Source organism: Pseudomonas ekonensis (assembly GCF_019145435.1).
Lineage (GTDB): Bacteria > Pseudomonadota > Gammaproteobacteria > Pseudomonadales > Pseudomonadaceae > Aquipseudomonas > Aquipseudomonas ekonensis.
The window spans coordinates 1,796,949-1,814,602 of record NZ_JAHSTS010000001.1; the positions used below are offsets into that span (position 1 = coordinate 1,796,949).

Below are 17,654 nucleotides of genomic sequence, written 5' to 3' on the forward strand. Positions count from 1 at the left end.
CCCGTTCTCTTCATAAAAAGGACATTCGCATGAACACAGAAAGCCGCAAGGCCCGAATCGAACACCAGTACCGGGAGGACGCCGGGTTTTCGGGTCGAACGCTGTCCCTGTCCAAAGCCGACATTCGTTCGATGGCGTTTCTTGTCGGGCTCGGTGCGTTGTTTGCCTTGGTCGGCCTTTCGCTCGGCGCCGTCGTGCTGCGGCTGTTGCTCTGACCGCCGGTTCCGGCAGGCTTGCGGTGCTTGGGCTTGTCGGAAAACGACATTTTCCATGTCCTTGGACGACAGTGATTTTGCCGAAAACGACATGCTGGGGATCTGATCCGTACAACCATTCCTCAGCTAAGTCTTTGCTTCTGCTCATTTATCCCGGAGAATCGCGGCCCTGTTTCGGTTGCGACGTTTCTGTCGGTTTTTTCCGGCGCGTTTTGACCGAGTGGCAAGTGACCGGAATGCGGAGATCCGACCGGATGAATGATCAGGCCAATAGCGTCAACGAGCGCTTTGAATCGGCGGCACCAGCTGAACTTTCGAGCTGGAACCGTCAAGACACCACCTGGATGTTGGGACTGTTCGGGACGGCCATCGGCGCCGGCACCCTGTTCCTGCCGATCAACGCGGGGCTGGGCGGCTTCTGGCCGTTGCTGATCCTGGCGCTGCTGGCGTTCCCGATGACGTTCTACGCACACCGGGGCCTGACCCGCTTCGTGCTGTCCGGCCGCGAAGGCGCCGACATCACCGAGGTGGTCGAGCAGCACTTCGGCATCAAGGCCGGTGCCCTGATCACCTTGCTGTACTTCTTCGCCATCTTCCCGATCCTGCTGATCTACAGCGTCGGCCTGACCAACACGGTCGCCAGCTTCCTCGAGCACCAATTGCACATCACTCCGCCGCCGCGTGCGGTACTGTCGTTTGCGCTGATCCTCGGCCTGCTGGCGGTGGTGCGCTGCGGCGAGCAGGTGATCGTCAAGGCCATGAGCCTGATGGTGTACCCGTTCATCGTCGCTTTGGCGTTCCTGGCGGTGTACCTGATCCCGCACTGGACCGGCGGCATCCTCACCACCGCCTCGCACGTGCCGGCGCCTTCCGCGTTCCTGCACACGCTGTGGCTGGCGATTCCGGTGATGGTGTTCTCGTTCAACCACTCGCCGATCATCTCGGCGTTCGCGGTGGACCAGAAGCGCCGCTACGGCGTCCACGCCGATGAGCGCAGTTCGCAGATCCTGTCCCGCGCCCACGCCCTGATGGTGCTGATGGTGCTGTTCTTCGTGTTCAGCTGCGTGCTGACCCTGTCGCCGGAGCAACTGGCCGAGGCCAAGGCGCAGAACCTGTCGATCCTGTCGTACCTGGCCAACCACTTCAGCAACCCGACCATCGCGTTCGCGGCGCCGCTGATCGCGTTCGTGGCCATCTCCAAGTCGTTCCTGGGCCACTACATCGGTGCCAGCGAAGGTCTCAAGGGCCTGATCGTCAAGAGCGGCAAGCGTCCGGGCGCCAAGGCCCTGGACCGCATCGTCGCGGCCTTCATGCTGGTGGTGTGCTGGATCGTGGCCACGCTCAACCCGAGCATCCTGGGCATGATCGAAACCATCGGCGGCCCGGTGATCGCGGCGATCCTGTTCCTGATGCCGATGTACGCCATCCGCAAGGTGCCGGCGATGGCCCGTTTCCGCGGCCAGGCGTCCAACGTGTTCGTCACGGCCGTGGGCCTGGTGGCGATTTCGGCGTTGATCTATTCGCTGGCGGCCTGACCGGCCCGCGCAACCGGGAGCGGCGCAATGCCGCTCCCGTCGTTAACCCATTGATTCCAGACATCCCTCTCCTGAAATAAACGGCTACGCTAGACCGTGCATTCGTACTGTCTCGGAGACGTTCAATGGCCCGTGCCCGTCCGCAATTGATCAGCGGCAAGCTGGAAAAACTGCATCCCACCCAACTGACCGTCGGTCTGGCCGAAGTCGAGGCCAAGCGCCAGCAATGGCAGTCGCTCAAGCGCAAGGAGCGCTCGGCGGCGCTGGAGCACCACTGGTTTCCCTGTGTGCTCGGGCCGGACGGCACGCACTACATCGTCGATCACCATCATTTCGGACTGGCATTGCTGCAAGAGGGCGTCAAGCGGGTGCCGTTGCTGGTGCTCAAGGATTTGTCCTTCGTCGATAAGGTGACGTTCTGGAATGTCATGACCTTCAACCAGTGGGCCCACCCCTATGACGGGCGGGGCGTGCGTCGTCCGTTCGAGGCCATTCCCTCCCGCATCGCCGATCTGCACGACGACCCTTACCGCAGTCTCGCCGGACAGTTGCGCCGTGCCGGGGGGTACGCCAAGGATGTCACGCCCTACAGCGAGTTTCTCTGGGCGGACTTTTTCCGCAGCCGCATCGCTGCGGATCAGATGCTTGCGCAGGATGCCAAGCTGCAAGCCCGGGCCATGAAGCTGGCCCGCAGCCAAGAGGCCCGCTATCTGCCGGGATGGGTGGGGCCGATTGTCGACTGAACCTTCGGGCGTCACCGTTTCACCGTCTTGCGATAAGCCGAACCGCTGGCAGGATCTGCTCGCCGGGCTGTCGATCGCCGGCCTGCTGCTGCCGGAGGCCGTCGCCTACTCAACCATCGCCGCCCTGGCGCCCCAGGCCGGGGTGATTGCGCTGTTCGCGGGTTTGCTGTGCTACGGACTGCTGGGCACCAGCCGCTTCGCCATCGTCTCGGCGACCTCGTCGTCGGCGGCGGTGCTGGCGGCGGCCACGGCGACGCTGGCCAACGGCGACCCGCAATTGCGCTCGACCCTGGCGGTGGGGCTGGTGCTGGTCACCGGCGCGCTGTTTCTGCTGGCCGGGGCGTTCCGCTTCGGCAGCGTCACGTCCTTCATCGCCAAGCCGGTGCTGCGCGGGTTTGCCTTCGGGCTGGCGCTGACCATCATTCTCAAGCAAGTGGCCAGTGTGGTCGGCGTGCACCTGACGGACGCCAATCTGGTGCGTTTCGCCCCGCAGTTGCTGGAGCAGTTGCCGCAATGGAACTGGTCGTCCGCCGCTGTCGCCGCCGTGGCGCTGGTGCTGCTGGGAGGGCTTTCGCGCTTTCCCCGGGTGCCCGGCGGCCTGCTGGTGGTGGTGCTCGGCATTGCGGCGGGGCAGTGGCTGAACCTGTCGGATCACGGCGTGAAGCTGATCGGCGCCATCGACCTGGGCCTGGAGCTGCCCAACCTGCCGGCGCTGCCGTTCGCCGACTGGTTGCGCCTGGGGGAGGTGGCGTTTGCCATGGTGATGATCCTGTACGCCGAGTCCTATGGGTCAATCAGCGCCTACGCGCTCAAGCACGGCGACCGTGTGACGTCCAACCGCGACCTGCTGGCCCTGGGCGCCGGCAACCTGCTGTCCGGCCTGTTCCATGGCATGCCGGTGGGGGCCGGCTATTCGGCGACCTCGGCCAACGAAGCCGCCGGCGCCACGTCCCGCTGGGCGGGCGGCATCGCGGCGCTGACGGTGCTGATCATCGTGCTGACCGTGCTGCCGTGGATTGCGCTGACGCCGGAGCCGGTGCTGGCGGCCATCGTCATGCACGCGCTGGGCAGGGGCTTGAGCCTGCAGCCGCTGGGGCGCTATTTCATCTGGCGGCGCGACCGCGTGCTGGTGGTCTGCGCGGTGACGTCCGTGCTGGTGCTGGGAGTGCTGGACGGCCTGCTGGTGTCGGTGGCGATCAGTGTGCTGCTGATGCTCAAGCAGCTGTCGGCGGCGGACATCCAGGTGCTCGGGCGGATCGACGGCGGCCATGACTTTGTCGACCTTCAGCGCCATCCGACGGCGGCCACCGAGCCGGGCGTGCTGATCGTGCGGCCCGGCGAGGCGCTGTTCTTCGCCAATGTCGAACGGATCCTGGGCGGTGCGTTGCGGTTGGTCCGTCATTCGCAGGTGCCGGTGCACACGGTGATCCTCAGCCTGGAGGAGTCTCCTGACCTGGACGGCACCAGCCTTGAGGCGATGCAGGAGTTCTTCGTGCGGGTGCACCAGGCGGGCAAGCGGCTGATTCTGGCCCGGCTCAAGCACGAGGCGCTGGCGGCACTGGATGCGTTGCCGCAGACCCAGGCCAATGGCGTGATCCTGAGCGGCTTGAGCGTGGACGGCGCGGTGCAGAAGGCGCTCAGTCTGGCTCCCTGAGCAATGATTCCCTGTAGGAGCGAGCCAGCTCGCGATGGCGGTGTGTCTGCCTGAGAGGGTGCTGGCTGTGCCGGCGCCATCGCCAGCAGGCTGGCTCCTACAGTTTTCTTTGGCATGCACGGAATCGGCGAACGCCTGGGAATCTGTGGGAGCCGGCTTGCCGGCGATTGCGGTGGGTCAGGCGCTGGAGATGTCGGCTGTGCCGGCGCCATCGCCAGCAGGCTGGCTCCTGCAGGGGAGGTATCGGAGGCATAAAAAAACGCCGCCCGTCTCGCGACGGGCGGCGTTCTTCATTGCCTTGCGGCGTTAGGCTTGAACGACAGGAATCTTGGCGTTCGCAGCAGCCTCACGGAACTCGGCGATCTGGTCGAAGGACAGGTAGCGGTAAACGTCGGCCGCCATGCTGTCGATCTTGCCGGCGTATTCCATGTACTCCTCGACGGTCGGCAGGCGACCCAGGATCGAAGCCACGGACGCCAGCTCGGCCGAAGCCAGGTAGACGTTCGCGCCGTCGCCCAGACGGTTCGGGAAGTTACGGGTCGACGTCGACACCACGGTGCTGTTCGGCTCAACGCGTGCCTGGTTACCCATGCACAGCGAGCAGCCTGGCATTTCCATGCGGGCGCCGGCCTTGCCGTAGATGCCGTAGTAGCCTTCTTCGGTCAGCTGGTGAGCGTCCATCTTGGTCGGCGGCGACAGCCACAGACGGGTCGGCAGTTGGCCCTTGACCTGATCCAGCAGCTTGCCCGCGGCGCGGAAGTGACCGATGTTGGTCATGCACGAACCGATGAACACCTCGTTGATCTTCTCGCCGGCAACGCTGGAGAGCAGACGGGCGTCGTCCGGGTCGTTCGGCGCGCAGAGCACAGGCTCTTTGATGTCGGCCAGATCGATTTCGATGACTTCGGCGTATTCCGCGTCCTTGTCGGCTTCCATCAGCTCAGGGTTGGCCAGCCAGGCTTCCATCGCCTGGGCACGGCGTTCCATGGTGCGCGCATCGCCGTAGCCTTCGCCGATCATCCAGCGCAGCAGGGTGATGTTGGACTGCAGGTACTCGGCGATGGCCTTTTCCGGCAGCTTGATGGTGCAGCCGGCGGCGGAACGCTCGGCGGAGGCGTCGGACAGTTCGAACGCTTGCTCGACGGTCAGCTCGTCCAGGCCTTCGATTTCCAGGATGCGGCCGGAGAAGGCGTTCTTCTTGCCTTTCTTCTCGACGGTCAGCAGGCCCTTCTGGATCGCGTAGTAAGGGATGGCATGAACCAGGTCACGCAGGGTGATGCCAGGCTGCAGCTTGCCCTTGAAGCGGACCAGGATCGACTCAGGCATGTCCAGCGGCATGACGCCGGTGGCGGCGGCGAACGCGACCAGGCCGGAACCGGCCGGGAACGAGATGCCCATCGGGAAACGGGTGTGCGAGTCACCGCCGGTGCCCACGGTGTCCGGCAGCAGCATGCGGTTCAGCCACGAGTGGATGATGCCGTCGCCCGGACGCAGCGAAACGCCGCCACGGGTCATGATGAAGTCAGGCAGGGTGTGGTGGGTGGTCACGTCGATCGGCTTCGGATACGCCGCGGTGTGGCAGAAGGACTGCATCACCAGGTCAGCGGAGAAGCCCAGGCACGCCAGGTCTTTCAGTTCGTCACGGGTCATCGGGCCCGTGGTGTCCTGGGAACCGACGGTGGTCATCTTCGGTTCGCAGTAGGTGCCAGGACGCACGCCTTTGCCTTTCGGCAGGCCGCAGGCCTTGCCGACCATCTTCTGCGCCAGGGTGTAGCCCTTGCCGGTGTCGACAGGCGCTTCAGGCAGCTTGAACAGGTCGGTCGGGCCCAGGCCCAGCTCGGCGCGCGCCTTCTCGGTCAGGCCACGGCCGACGATCAGCGGGATACGGCCGCCGGCGCGGACTTCGTCCAGCAGCACCGGGGTCTTCAGTTCGAAGGTGGTGATGACGTCGTCGGTGCCGTGCTTGCACACTTTGCCGGCGTGCGGGTAGACGTCGATCACGTCGCCCATGTTCAGGTTCGACACGTCGAACTCGATCGGCAGGGCGCCGGCGTCTTCCATGGTGTTGTAGAAGATCGGAGCGATCTTGGAGCCGAAGCAGAAGCCGCCGGCGCGCTTGTTCGGCACGTAAGGGATGTCGTCGCCGAAGAACCACAGCACCGAGTTGGTGGCGGACTTACGGGAGGAACCGGTACCGACCACGTCACCGACGTAGGCGACCGGGAAGCCCTTGGCCTTGACTTCTTCGATTTGCTTGAGCGGGCCGATGGCGCCTTGCTGCTCAGGCACGATGCCGTCACGGGCCATTTTCAGCATGGCCAGGGCGTGCAGCGGGATGTCAGGGCGCGACCAGGCGTCCGGGGCAGGGGACAGGTCGTCGGTGTTGGTTTCGCCCGGAACCTTGAAGACGGTCAGGCTGTACTTGTCGGCGATGGCAGGCTTGTTGGTGAACCACTCGCCGGCGGCCCAGGATTCCAGCACGGCTTTGGCGTGGGCATTGCCCGCCTTGGCTTTTTCGGCCACGTCGTGGAAGGCGTCGAACATCAGCAGGGTGTGCTTGAGCTGTTCGGCGGCGACGGCGGCCAGTTCGGCGTCGTCCAGCAGTTCAACCATGGTGGCGATGTTGTAGCCGCCCTGCATGGTGCCCAGCAGCTCGACGGCGCGCTTCTTGTCGATCAGCGGGGATTTGGCTTCGCCCTTGGCGACGGCGGACAGGAAACCGGCCTTGACGTAGGCGGCTTCGTCCACTCCTGGCGGAACGCGGTTGGTGATCAGGTCAACGAGGAAAGCTTCTTCGCCAGCCGGGGGATTCTTCAGCAGCTCGACCAGGCCTGCAGTTTGTTCGGCGTTGAGCGGCTGGGGAACGATACCCAGTGCTGCACGCTCTTCGATATGTTTGCGGTAGGCTTCAAGCACAGTTATTACCCTCATCAGTGGTCCCAAATGGGTGTCCGGGACGCTCATCCCGAAATGGACGTATTCATGCGCTGCGTGGCGTTGTGAGCCGCTTAGCCAGAATTACCGACCATTCCTTACAGAAGCTGCTTTCAAAGTTTTACGCCTGCAGAACGGGAGCTGATGAGGGTTGGCGTCGGGCTTTTCCCCGCTGGAAAAACCGTTCGCCAACACCGCTCTGAAGGAACGACTGTGCTCGTGACGCTTTGAAAACAGCTTCTTGACGGACATTGGCGCCTAAAAAGGCTGGCTGATTCTACGGCAAAAAAAAATTAAAGGTAAGTCGGCCGGCATTGGACTTTGGTGGCGGGTCTGGCGGGCCTTCCCAAGCCCCGTGGGCGGCTTGACCTTGCAATCGGAGGGGTGATCAATGGCGGACAAAGGGCTACCATACCGGCCTGTTCCGCGTTGCCGTGTTTTGCCCTTTCTATGCCCAATCAGACCATCAAGACCCCCTGCGTCGGCCTTTGCTCCACCGTTTACGGTGACCTGGTGTGCCGCGGCTGCAAGCGTTTCCACCATGAGGTGATCCACTGGAACGGCTACGGCGAGGAGCAGAAGACGGCGGTGTGGCTGCGTCTTGAGCAATTGCTGTCACAAGTGATGGCGAGCAAGGTCGAGGTGTTCGACCGCGCGCTGCTGCGCCAGCAGTTGGAGCAGCGCAAGATCCGCTTCGTGCCGCACCAGTCGGAATATTGCTGGGCCTACCAGCTGATCGCCCGGGGCGCGCGGGTGATCGTCAATCTGGAGGCCTACGGGATGGTGCTGATGCCGGAATTCCGCGACTGGAACCTGCCGGAACTGCGCGACGCCATCGACCGGGAGTTCTTCCTGCTGTCGGAGGCGCACTACCAGCGCTACATCGCCCCCGGTTTCCTCAAGGATGCCCTCGGCGACTGAGGGCATCGCCAGCAGGCGGGCTCCCACGGAAACGGCGGGTGCCTGTCATTTCGGCAGCCACCGCTGAACCTGTGGGAGCTGGCTTGCCAGCGATAGGGCCGGCCCGGACGCCGCAAGCCTCAGTGCTTGACCGCCAGCTCCACCAGATGATCCTCGACTTCCTGTGGCTTGAGCACCAGCACGTCGCTTTCCAGCGCGTCGAGCACCACTTCGGCGGTGTTGCCGATCAGCGCGCCGGACAACCCGGTTCGGGCCACGGTGCCGATCACGGTCACCGCCGCCTGCAGCTTGTGGGCCATGAACGGGATCAGCACGTCCGCCGGCCCTTCCTCGATGTGCAGGTGTTCTTCATCGATGTCGAACTCGGCCTGGAACGCCCGGCACTGCTCGCGGTAGCGCGCCTCGATGGTTTCCTTGAGCTGGAAGGTCGGGTCGGCCGCCGACAGCATCGGCGACGGATGGGCGCTGATCACGTGCAAGTGCCCCTTGGCCAGGCTGGCGATATCGTAGCCGTGGTCGATGATGGTGGTGTGCAGGTGGCGGTGTTCGCCGTCGGCGTTGCCCACGTCGACGGCGGCCAGGATCACCTTGTCCTTCCAGGAACCGGCGGTCTTCACCAGCAGCACCGGGGTCGGGCAGTGACGCAGCAGTTTCCAGTCGGCCGGGGTCAGCAGGGCCTTTTTCAGCGAGCTGTCGGGGAAGTGCTGCTTGATCACCAGTCCGCAGCCTTCGGCCTGCTGCACGTCGATGATGGTTTCGTGCAGGCTTTCGTTCCACGCCTGTTCGGTGGTGACGCTGTAGCCGTCCGCCAGCAGCGCGGCCTTGAGCACGCTGAGCATGCCGGCGTGGTCGTGCTTCTTGTCGCACACCAGCAGGTGGAGGTGGGCCTGGGTCACGCCGGCGATCAGCTTGGCGCGCTTGAGCGCCAGGCTTTCCGAATGTTCGGGTTCGATGACCACCAGAATGCTGCGAATGGCTTGCATGAGCGGAGTCTCCAGCAATGAAAAGGCACGGCGTTGCACAACTATAGTTGCTGCACCCGCGCCTGCGACTTGATGCATATCAACGGTGGCCGCTGGTGGTCTGCGGGCAGGCCGGTATAATCGCGCCCTTCGCTTGATACCCTTTGCCCGTGAGCCCCATGAACCTTCCCGAAATCCACGAATTCCTTGGTTGCCGCACCCCGGACGCCTGGGTCCAGGCCGCGCTGGCCGATCAGGAGACGCTGCTGATCGACCACAAGAACTGCGAGTTCAAGGCCGCCAGCACCGCGTTGAGCCTGATCGCCAAGTACCATTCCCACGTCGATCTGATCAACATGATGTCGCGCCTGGCCCGGGAAGAGCTGGTGCACCACGAACAGGTGATGCGCATCATGAAGCGGCGCAAGGTCGAGCTGCGCCAACTGCATGCAGGCCGCTACGCCTCGGGCCTGCGCAAGGTGGTGCGCAGCCACGAGCCGGTGAAGCTGGTCGACACCCTGGTGGTCGGCGCCTTCATCGAAGCGCGCAGCTGCGAGCGGTTCGAAGCGCTGGTGCCGCACCTGGACGAAGAACTGGGCAAGTTCTATTTCGGCCTGCTCAAGAGCGAGGCGCGGCACTTTCAGGGTTACCTGAAGCTGGCCTACCAGTACGGCGACGCCAAGGACATCGCCCAGGTGATCGAGAAGGTGCGGGCCGTCGAGCAGGACCTGATCGAATCGCCGGACGTGGAGTTCCGCTTCCACAGCGGCGTGCCGAGCGCCGCGTGACGGCATTTGTAAAAAACTCTTAAGACGATGAAATATCACAGGAAACCGGCCCTTGCGGCCGGTTTTTGCTGCCTTCGGTAACCGCCCGGACACCGATTGCCGCCATAATGTCGCCCACTTCACAGAGGGCGGCAGACAGTCGTTATGGATAACCTGGGTTTTGGCAGAGTCCTGCTGGTGGAAGACGATGAGCGCCTGGCCACGCTGATCGCGCATTTTCTGCGACAGCACGGCTACGAGGTGCGCACGGTGCACCGGGGCGATCTGGCGGTGGCCGCGTTCGTCGAGTTCAAGCCCAAGGTGGTGGTGCTCGACCTGATGCTGCCGGGGCAGAGCGGCCTGCAGGTGTGCCGTGAGATCCGCAGCGTGTCGGACACGCCGATCGTCATCCTCACCGCCAAGGAGGACGACCTCGACCATATCCTGGGCCTGGAGTCCGGCGCCGACGATTACGTGATCAAACCGATCAAGCCGCCGGTGCTGCTGGCCCGCCTGCGGGCGCTGCAGCGGCGCCAGGTGCCGGACGCCGACGTGTGCAACGCGCTGACGTTCGGCCACCTGGCCATCGACCGTAGCCGCCGCGAGGTGCGCCTGGGGGACGAAGCGGTCGAGCTCACCACCATGGAGTTCGAGCTGTTGTGGCTGCTGGCCAGCGCCGCCGGCAAGATCCTCTCCCGGGACGAGATCCTCAACCGCATGCGCGGTATCGCGTTCGACGGCCTCAACCGCAGCGTCGACGTCTACATCAGCAAGCTGCGCGGCAAACTCAACGACAACCCCCGCGAGCCGGTGTGCATCAAGACCGTGTGGGGCAAGGGTTACCTGTTCAATCCGTTCGCGTGGGAGTTGTAGATGCTGCGGCTATTCCTCGGGCTGTTCGTGGTGATGACCATCGGGCTGGTGCTGGCGCTGCAGACGGTGGAGCACACCTTCGATGCGCTGCTCGACTATCAGATGCAGGACTACAACCGCGAAGCCGTCCGCGGCCAGGCCTGGACGCTGGGCGAGCAGTTGCGCGGGCTGGACGGCCCGGGCCGCGAGGCGCTGCTGCAATCCATCCGCCCGCACTACGGCCTGGAACTGACGCTGGTCGAGGCCGGCGAGCTGGGCCTGACCGACAAGGAACAGGCCGAACTGGCACAGGGCCTGCTGGTCATCCGCGACAAGTACATGCGCTACATCGCGTCCATCGACGGCGGCACGCAGCTGCTCAGCATCCGCTTGCCCGGCGAGCCGAGCCTGATGCCGTTCTACATCGCCGGCGCCTACCTGATGGTGGCGGTGATGATCGGCATCGTCCTGTTCTTCTGGGTACGCCCGCACTGGCGCGACCTGGAGAAGCTGCGCCTGGCGGCGGTGCGTTTCGGCGACAACGACCTGTCGGCGCGGATCCAGCTGTCGAAGCGTTCGAACATCCGCGACCTGGCCGGGCACTTCAACCTGATGGCCGCGCGGATCGAAACCCTGATCGCCAACCAGCGCGAACTGACCAATGCGGTGTCCCACGAGCTGCGCACGCCGATCGCGCGCCTGTCGTTCGAGCTTGACCAGCTCAAGCAGCAGCCTGAGGCGGGGCAGCGCCGCGAGTTGATCGCCGACATGTACGCCGACCTCGGCGAACTGGAAGAGATGGTGTCCGAACTGCTCACCTACGCCAGCCTGGAGCGCGGCGCGACGGTGATCACCCGGGAGAACATTCAGGCCTTCAACTGGCTGGAGAGCGTGGTGGGCAGCGTGGCGCTGGAGGCCGAGGCGGCCGGGGTGCAACTGGTGATCCGCGAGTGCGGGGTCGACGAAGTGCGGATCGAGCCCCGGTTCATGGCGCGGGCGGTGATCAATCTGCTGCGCAACGCCATCCGGTATGCCGAGTGGCGGGTGGAAGTGTCGCTGTCGCGCATCGGCGATCAGTACGAGGTGCAGGTCAACGACGACGGGCCGGGCGTGCCGCTGGCGGGCCGGGAAAAGATCTTCGAACCGTTCTCGCGCCTGGACGCCAGCCGCGACCGCCGCACCGGCGGCTTCGGCCTCGGGCTGGCGCTGGTGCGGCGGGTGTCGCAGTCCCATGGCGGGCAGGTGGAGGTCGGGGATTCGGCGTGGGGCGGGGCGTCGTTCCGCATGACCTGGGCGCACCAGGACTGACCGGCGCCGCCATTCCCTGTGGGAGCCAGACCGCTGGCGATGGCGGCGGGTCAGGCACTGAAGATGCCGGCAGTGCCGGCCTCATCGCTGGCAAGTCGAGTCGTCGCACCGCAGCTCCAACAGGTTTTTGCGGGGGGGGCACAGAATCTACGGCCGCTGCCGAGTCCTGTGGGAGCCGGCTTGCCGGCGATGAGCGATGACGCGGTCTAGCGGGCCGGCACCCGCCACAAGTACCAGGCAGCCACGGTGCGGTGCGGGCTCCAGGCCGATCCGATCTCGATCATCTGCTTGCGGGTCGGCTGCGCCTCCAGGCCCTTGAGCCGCCGGTAGCCTTCGCGCACGCCGAAATCGTCCGCCGGCAGAATGTCGGGCCGTTCCAGGCTGTAGATCAGCAGCATCTCGACCGTCCAGCGCCCGACGCCGCGCAGGCTGACCAGGCGTTCGATCAGCGCCTCGTCGTCCATCGCCAGCGCCGTGGCGTAGTCCGGCACCACGCCGTCGAGCGTGGCCTGGGCGATGCCCTGGATCGTCGCGATCTTGCCCGCCGAAAACCCGCAACTGCGCAGCCGGTCGAAACCGGTCGCCAGGATCTGCTCCGGACGGGGAAAGGCCTGATCCGGGAACAGCCCCACCAACCGCCCGACGATCGCATCCCCGGCCTTGGCGTGCAGTTGCTGATAGGCGATGGCCCGCACCAGCGATTCATACGGGTCGCGGGCCGGGTGGGGCTGATGCAGGCAGGGGCCGACGGCGGCGATGTGGCGCTGCCAATCGGCGTCCAGGCCGGCCAGGAAGGCGGTGGCGGGTTGATAGGCGTCAGGCATGGTCTATTTCCGTCGGCCTTTGGCTGCGCCGCGGGGAAACGCCTTTTCGCGGCGGGTGACGAGCGTTCTCATGGAAACCCTTTACGGTGTGTCGACCCGGTCAGAAAGCCAATGGCTGTGTGAGCTGCACGGCCGCGTTCTCCAGCCTGAGCAGGAACGCCTTGCGCGGCTGTCCTCCACCATAGCCGGTCAGCGAGCCGTCCGCGCCGATCACCCGATGGCAGGGCACCACGATCGACAGCCGATTGTGCCCGTTGGCCAGGCCCACCGCACGGCTGGCGCCGGGCTTGCCCAGGCGGGCGGCGATGGCGCCGTAGGTGCTGGTGTGCCCGTAGGGGATCTGCAGCAGCTCGGCCCACACCTGGCGGGCGAACTCGCTGCCGGGCAGGTGCAGCGCCACTGTGAACGCGTTGAGTTGTCCGGCGAAGTACTGCGCCAGTTCCGCTTCGATCCGCCGCAGATGGTCGTTGTGCCCCGGCGCAACCGCATAGCCGAAGCGGTTCTGCAGGTCTTCGACCTCCCGGGTCAGCGCCGGCCGGTCAAGGAACTCCAGCAGCACCAGCCCCCGGCGCTCGGCCATGGCGATCATCGGCCCCAGCGGGGTGGTCAGGCGGGTGAACAGCAGCGGCTCGCTGGCCGCCGCACGCCCGGGCGTGATGTGGAACGACTTCTGGAACGCATCGCGAAAGCCGCTCAGGGATTCGTAGCCCGAATCGAACGCAGCGTGGTCGATGGACGCCCCTTGGCGGATGCCGCCCAGGGCCATGCCGAGCCTGCGGGTGCGCAGCCAGGCGTGGAAGGTCATGCCGAAATGCTGCTTGAACCAGCGCCGCAGCTTCAGCGGTTCAATGCCTTCGGCGAGCAGTTGCGCATCGCTCCAGCGCAGCTCCGGGTCGGCGTCCACGGCCGTGAGCAGCCGCTGCACCCAGTCCGGGGCGATGGCAGCGGCGTCCAGCGGCTTGCAGCGCAGGCAGGCGCGGTAGCCGGCGGACAGGCAATCGTCGGCGTGGGCAAAAAACTCGACGTTCTCCGGTTTCGGCTTGCGCGCCGTGCAGCTGGGGCGGCAGAAGATCCCGGTGGTTTTCACGGCCGTGAAGAACACGCCTTCATAGGCGGTGTCGCGTTCGAGCATGGCGCGAACCATTTCGGCGTGGGGTGGCAGGACAGCGGTCTGTATGTTCATGGGCCGAGGATAAATCCGCTTATCCGATGGCTCCACCGAAAAATCGACAGTGAATTTTTTCCCTGTTGCACTAGAGTGGACGGGTCGTTTCCGCCCAAGGATTGAATGCATGACGCCTTTTACGATTCAACGCATCGACCACATCGTGCTGCGGGTCGCCGACCTTCAGCGCAGCATCGGGTTCTATGGCCGGGTCTTCGGCGCCGAGGTGGTCAAGCGCAACGAGAAGCTGGGCCTGGTGCACTTGCGCGCCGGCACGTCGATGATCGACCTGGTCGACCTCAGCGGCGAGATCGGCCGCAAGGGCGGCGCGGCCGCCGGCGCCGAGCGGCGCAATGTCGACCACTTCTGCCTGCGCATCGAGCCGTTCGATGAGCAGGCGATCACCGAGCACCTGCAATCGGCCGGCCTCACGGTGGAGAAGGCCGCGACGCGCTTCGGCGCCGAGGGCAACGGCCTGTCGCTGTACTGCTTTGACCCGGACGGCAACCAGGTCGAGCTCAAGGGGCCGTCGCAGGCGGAGTGAATGGGGCGACCTCCGCTGTCGCCCCGGCCGGTTCAGCGGGCCAGCTCCTTGAGCAGCAGGTCCGCCACCGCGCCGCCCGACGCCGGGTTCTGGCCGGTGATCACGCGCCGGTCGGCCACCGCGTAGGCGGCCCACGGCTGGTCGGCCTTGACGTAGCGGGCGCCGCGCTTGACCAGTTCGTCTTCGGTGAGGAAGGGCACGTACTGGTCCAGTTCGGCCAGGCGCTCTTCTTCGTTGGAGAACCCGGTCACCTGCTTGTCCTTGACCAGCACCTGGCCGTCGGACAGCGTGATGTTCAGCAGGCCCACCGCACCGTGGCAGACCGACGACACGTAGCCGCCGTTCTCATAGATCGCGGCGCTGAGCTTCTGCAGGTCGGGGTTGTCGGGGAAGTCCCAGATCACCCCGTGCCCGCCGGCGTAATAGATCGCCACATAATCCCCGGCATTGACCTGGCTGGCCGGCAGGGTGGCGCCGAGCCGGTTCATGAAGGCCTTGTCGTGGTACCACGCCCAGTCCACCGGCTCGGCCATGGCCAGGCTGTGGGGGTCGATCGGGGTGTAGCCGCCCTGCGGGCTGGTGTAGTCCACGGTGTAGCCCGCCGCCTCGACCTTCTTGACGAAATGCACCGCTTCGCCCAGCCAAAGGCCGGTGGCGCGGTTCAGGTTGGGGTACTTCTCGACGCTGGTCAGCACAACCAGAATTTTCCTGGACATCGCAAGACTCCTCTTGTGAACGGGCGACGGTCGTCGCACTGCCGGTGAAGTCTAGAAGCCGTCGGCGGACGGCCCAATACACAAAATCCCAAATGGCTTGCCCAATCCTCCAGGCACACGGCGCCGGGCTCGCCCGCTGCGCATCCGCTGGCCTACCATGGGGCTTTCGCGGATATCGACGGGTGGCAAGGCACATGACGGACGGATCGAACGAACGCCAGGCCCTGGCCCACCGGCTGCGCACCCTGGCGGTCAACGACGGTTTCACCGCCGCGCCGCTGGACGGCATCACCTACATGCGCGCCGACGCCTCGCAGCCCAGGGCGCCGGTGCTGCAGGAGCCGAGCTTCGTTCTGCTGGCGCAAGGAATGAAGCGCGGCTACCTGGGCGCAGAGACCTACACCTACCACGCCGGCCAGTGCCTGGTGGTGACGGTGCCCATGCCGTTCGACTGCGACACGCAGGTAGGCCCCGACGGTGCGATGCTGGCGGTGGCGGTGCGGATCGACAGCAGCCTGGTCAGCGAATTGCTGTTGACCATGGACGCACCGATTCAGGCGCCGGCGAATCCGGGGGAGCGGGGCATGATGATCGCCGACATGGCGCCCGGCCTGCTGGATGTCGTGAATCGCCTGCTGGCGGCACTGGCGTCGCCGATGGCCACCCGGGTGCTCGGCGCCGGGCTGTTGCGCGAGTTGCACTACCAGATGCTGCTGGGGCCGGCCGGCGAGTGCCTGCGTTCGCTGGTGTCCCGGCAGGGCCGGTTGGGGCGGGTGCGGCGTTCGATCGACAGCCTGTGCCGCGACCCCGCCGCGCCGTTTTCCGTGGCGGCGCTCGCCGCAGAGGCGGGCATGAGCCTGTCCGGCTACCACCAGGCCTTTCGCGAGGTGACGGGCCATGCGCCGATGCAGTACCTGAAGAACCTGCGCCTGCACCGGGCCCGTCAGTTGATCGCGCAGCAGGGCTTCGGCAGCGCCCAGGCGGCGTACGAGGTGGGTTATGCCAGCGCGACGCAGTTCAGCCGGGAGTTCAAGCGGCTGTTCGGTTGCCCGCCGTCCGCCATCGGCCGGCAACCGGCCGAGTGAGCCCTCAGGCGCGTTTGGCCATCAGCAACACCGACGCCGCCGCCGACAGCAGCCCCGCGCAGCAGCGGTTGAAGATCCGCTTGCCGCGCGGTTCGGCGAACCAGCGCCGCATGTGCAGGCCCATGTAGGCATAGGCGCTGATGGCGATCCATTCCAGCGCCAGGAACAGCAGGCCCAGCACCAGGAACTGCGGTGTGATCGCCCGGGCCGGATCGACGAACTGCGGCAGGAACGCGGTGAAGATCAGGATCGCCTTGGGATTGCCCGCCGCCACCAGGAACTCCTGGCGGGCCAGCGCCAGGATCCCGCCGGGCGCCGCGTCGGCGCTGTTTTGTGCCGTCGGCTCGGCCCGCCACAGCTGCCACGCCAGGTACAGCAGGTAGCCGGCGCCGAGGATCTTGATCCCGTAGAACAGCAGCTCGGACGTCTGCAGCACCACCGCCAGGCCCGCTGCCGCCAAAGCGATCATCCCGGCGAACGCCAGCAGCCGGCCGACTCCGGCCACGCAGGCGCGGCGGTAGCCGTAGCGGGTGGCGTTGCTGACCGACAGCAGGTTGTTCGGGCCGGGCGCCATGTTCAGGGCGAAGCAGGCGGGCAGGAACAAGGTGAGGGTGGCGAGGTCCATGGTGGTGGCTCCGTTGGCGGGTGTGCCTTTTTACCACGCGGCATGTGCGTTCGAACCCATACAGTCAGGCGCGGCCGTCGCGGTACAGGCCAGGGGTGTTTTGTTCAATACGGGTGTTGCGCAGGCGGTTAGGGTGACGACCGGATCAACGGAAAGGGAACAGGTGTGCGATGAGTCTGATGGTGTCGATGGCGGCGTTCGCCCTGGTGGCGTCCATTACGCCGGGGCCGGTGAACATTGTGGCGCTGGGGGCGGGGGCGCGGTTCGGCTTTCTGGCCAGCCAGCGGCATGTGGCCGGGGCGACCCTGGGCTTCGTGCTGTTGCTGGTGCTGATGGGGCTGGGCCTGCACGAAGTGCTGAAGCTGTGGCCGGCGCTGACGCGGGGGGTGCAGGTGGCCGGGGTGGCGTTCCTGCTGTTCATGGCCTGGAAGCTGTTCACCGACGACGGAAAGCTGGGCGCGGGGGAGGCGCAGCGTGCGCCTTCGATGCTGTACGGCGCCGTCATGCAGTGGCTCAACCCCAAGGCCTGGCTGGCCTGCGTGGCCGGGATGGGCGCGTTCGTCGCCGATGGCGAGGCGCGGCTGGTGTGGCAGTTCGCAGCGGTGTACCTGGTGATCTGCTACCTGTCGGTGGGGTGTTGGGCGTATGCCGGGACGTTCTTGCGCGGCTACCTGGAGAATCCCGCTGGGATGCGCCTGTTCAACCGGACGATGGCGTTGTTGCTGGCGGGGAGTGCGGTGTACCTGCTGATCCCGTAGGTTTCGCGCGCGGCCCTTGCCCGGTTCGACAGGGCAAGGGCCTTGC

General features: G+C 65.7%; 17 protein-coding genes. 11 read left to right on the forward strand and 6 right to left on the reverse strand.

What is annotated here, in order from left to right; genetic code table 11:
* The first annotated feature begins 29 nt into the window (after nt 1-29).
* The 4 genes from KVG96_RS08250 (at nt 30) to KVG96_RS08265 (ending at nt 4,147) form a co-directional block, all read left to right on the forward strand.
* Nucleotides 30-215, forward strand: coding sequence for a hypothetical protein (locus tag KVG96_RS08250; RefSeq protein WP_217891561.1), 186 nt, complete (start codon nt 30-32; stop codon nt 213-215).
* Nucleotides 216-469: 254 nt separating this feature from the next.
* Nucleotides 470-1,750, forward strand: a complete 1,281-nt coding sequence (locus KVG96_RS08255) for an HAAAP family serine/threonine permease (RefSeq protein ID WP_217891562.1) — start codon at nt 470-472, stop codon at nt 1,748-1,750.
* A gap of 125 nt (nt 1,751-1,875) precedes the next feature.
* Nucleotides 1,876-2,493, forward strand: coding sequence for a ParB-like protein (locus tag KVG96_RS08260; RefSeq protein ID WP_217891563.1), 618 nt, complete (start codon nt 1,876-1,878; stop codon nt 2,491-2,493).
* On the forward strand, nt 2,483-4,147 hold the full coding sequence (locus KVG96_RS08265; protein ID WP_217891564.1) for a SulP family inorganic anion transporter: 1,665 nt from the start codon (nt 2,483-2,485) through the stop codon (nt 4,145-4,147). Before KVG96_RS08260 ends, KVG96_RS08265 begins: the two co-directional genes overlap by 11 nt.
* Nucleotides 4,148-4,453: 306 nt before the next feature.
* Here KVG96_RS08265 and acnB read toward each other — a convergent pair whose 3' ends face one another.
* Nucleotides 4,454-7,063, reverse strand: a complete 2,610-nt coding sequence (gene acnB, locus KVG96_RS08270; protein ID WP_085583490.1) for a bifunctional aconitate hydratase 2/2-methylisocitrate dehydratase — start codon at nt 7,061-7,063, stop codon at nt 4,454-4,456.
* 468 nt (nt 7,064-7,531) lie between these two features.
* Here acnB and KVG96_RS08275 point away from each other — a divergent pair, with 468 nt between their 5' ends.
* On the forward strand, nt 7,532-8,002 hold the full coding sequence (locus KVG96_RS08275) for a DUF1289 domain-containing protein (RefSeq protein ID WP_085583492.1): 471 nt from the start codon (nt 7,532-7,534) through the stop codon (nt 8,000-8,002).
* Nucleotides 8,003-8,121: 119 nt separating this feature from the next.
* Here the strand turns inward: KVG96_RS08275 and KVG96_RS08280 are convergent, their stop codons facing one another.
* Nucleotides 8,122-8,985 carry a universal stress protein gene (locus tag KVG96_RS08280; RefSeq protein WP_217891565.1) on the reverse strand — a complete coding sequence of 288 codons (864 nt, stop codon included), beginning with the start codon at nt 8,983-8,985 and terminating at the stop codon, nt 8,122-8,124.
* Nucleotides 8,986-9,143: 158 nt separating this feature from the next.
* Between KVG96_RS08280 and KVG96_RS08285 the strand changes: the two genes are divergently transcribed.
* The 3 genes from KVG96_RS08285 (at nt 9,144) to KVG96_RS08295 (ending at nt 11,891) form a co-directional block, all read left to right on the forward strand.
* Nucleotides 9,144-9,752: a MiaE family protein gene (locus KVG96_RS08285; protein ID WP_085583496.1), complete on the forward strand. Its 609-nt coding sequence runs from the start codon at nt 9,144-9,146 to the stop codon at nt 9,750-9,752.
* Between the two features lie 144 nt (nt 9,753-9,896).
* Nucleotides 9,897-10,604 (forward strand): response regulator, encoded by a 708-nt coding sequence (locus tag KVG96_RS08290; RefSeq protein WP_217891566.1) that lies wholly within the window; start codon nt 9,897-9,899, stop codon nt 10,602-10,604.
* On the forward strand, nt 10,605-11,891 hold the full coding sequence (locus tag KVG96_RS08295; RefSeq protein ID WP_217891567.1) for an ATP-binding protein: 1,287 nt from the start codon (nt 10,605-10,607) through the stop codon (nt 11,889-11,891).
* A 206-nt stretch (nt 11,892-12,097) separates the two neighbouring features.
* Here the strand turns inward: KVG96_RS08295 and KVG96_RS08300 are convergent, their stop codons facing one another.
* On the reverse strand, nt 12,098-12,715 hold the full coding sequence (locus KVG96_RS08300; RefSeq protein ID WP_217891568.1) for a DNA-3-methyladenine glycosylase family protein: 618 nt from the start codon (nt 12,713-12,715) through the stop codon (nt 12,098-12,100).
* Nucleotides 12,716-12,815: 100 nt separating this feature from the next.
* Nucleotides 12,816-13,898: a bifunctional transcriptional activator/DNA repair enzyme AdaA gene (locus KVG96_RS08305; RefSeq protein WP_217891569.1), complete on the reverse strand. Its 1,083-nt coding sequence runs from the start codon at nt 13,896-13,898 to the stop codon at nt 12,816-12,818.
* Between the two features lie 109 nt (nt 13,899-14,007).
* On the opposite strand from KVG96_RS08305, the gene KVG96_RS08310 reads away from it, so the two are divergent.
* Entirely contained in the window at nt 14,008-14,424 is a 417-nt protein-coding gene (locus tag KVG96_RS08310; protein WP_217891570.1) for a VOC family protein, read from the forward strand.
* A 32-nt stretch (nt 14,425-14,456) separates the two neighbouring features.
* Here KVG96_RS08310 and KVG96_RS08315 read toward each other — a convergent pair whose 3' ends face one another.
* Nucleotides 14,457-15,140: a type 1 glutamine amidotransferase domain-containing protein gene (locus tag KVG96_RS08315; protein WP_217891571.1), complete on the reverse strand. Its 684-nt coding sequence runs from the start codon at nt 15,138-15,140 to the stop codon at nt 14,457-14,459.
* A gap of 194 nt (nt 15,141-15,334) precedes the next feature.
* Between KVG96_RS08315 and KVG96_RS08320 the strand changes: the two genes are divergently transcribed.
* Nucleotides 15,335-16,225: an AraC family transcriptional regulator gene (locus tag KVG96_RS08320; RefSeq protein WP_217891572.1), complete on the forward strand. Its 891-nt coding sequence runs from the start codon at nt 15,335-15,337 to the stop codon at nt 16,223-16,225.
* A gap of 4 nt (nt 16,226-16,229) precedes the next feature.
* Here KVG96_RS08320 and KVG96_RS08325 read toward each other — a convergent pair whose 3' ends face one another.
* Nucleotides 16,230-16,850 (reverse strand): LysE family translocator, encoded by a 621-nt coding sequence (locus KVG96_RS08325; protein ID WP_217891573.1) that lies wholly within the window; start codon nt 16,848-16,850, stop codon nt 16,230-16,232.
* Nucleotides 16,851-17,020: 170 nt separating this feature from the next.
* Between KVG96_RS08325 and KVG96_RS08330 the strand changes: the two genes are divergently transcribed.
* Nucleotides 17,021-17,608 carry a LysE family translocator gene (locus KVG96_RS08330; protein ID WP_217891574.1) on the forward strand — a complete coding sequence of 196 codons (588 nt, stop codon included), beginning with the start codon at nt 17,021-17,023 and terminating at the stop codon, nt 17,606-17,608.
* Nucleotides 17,609-17,654: the final 46 nt, after the last annotated feature.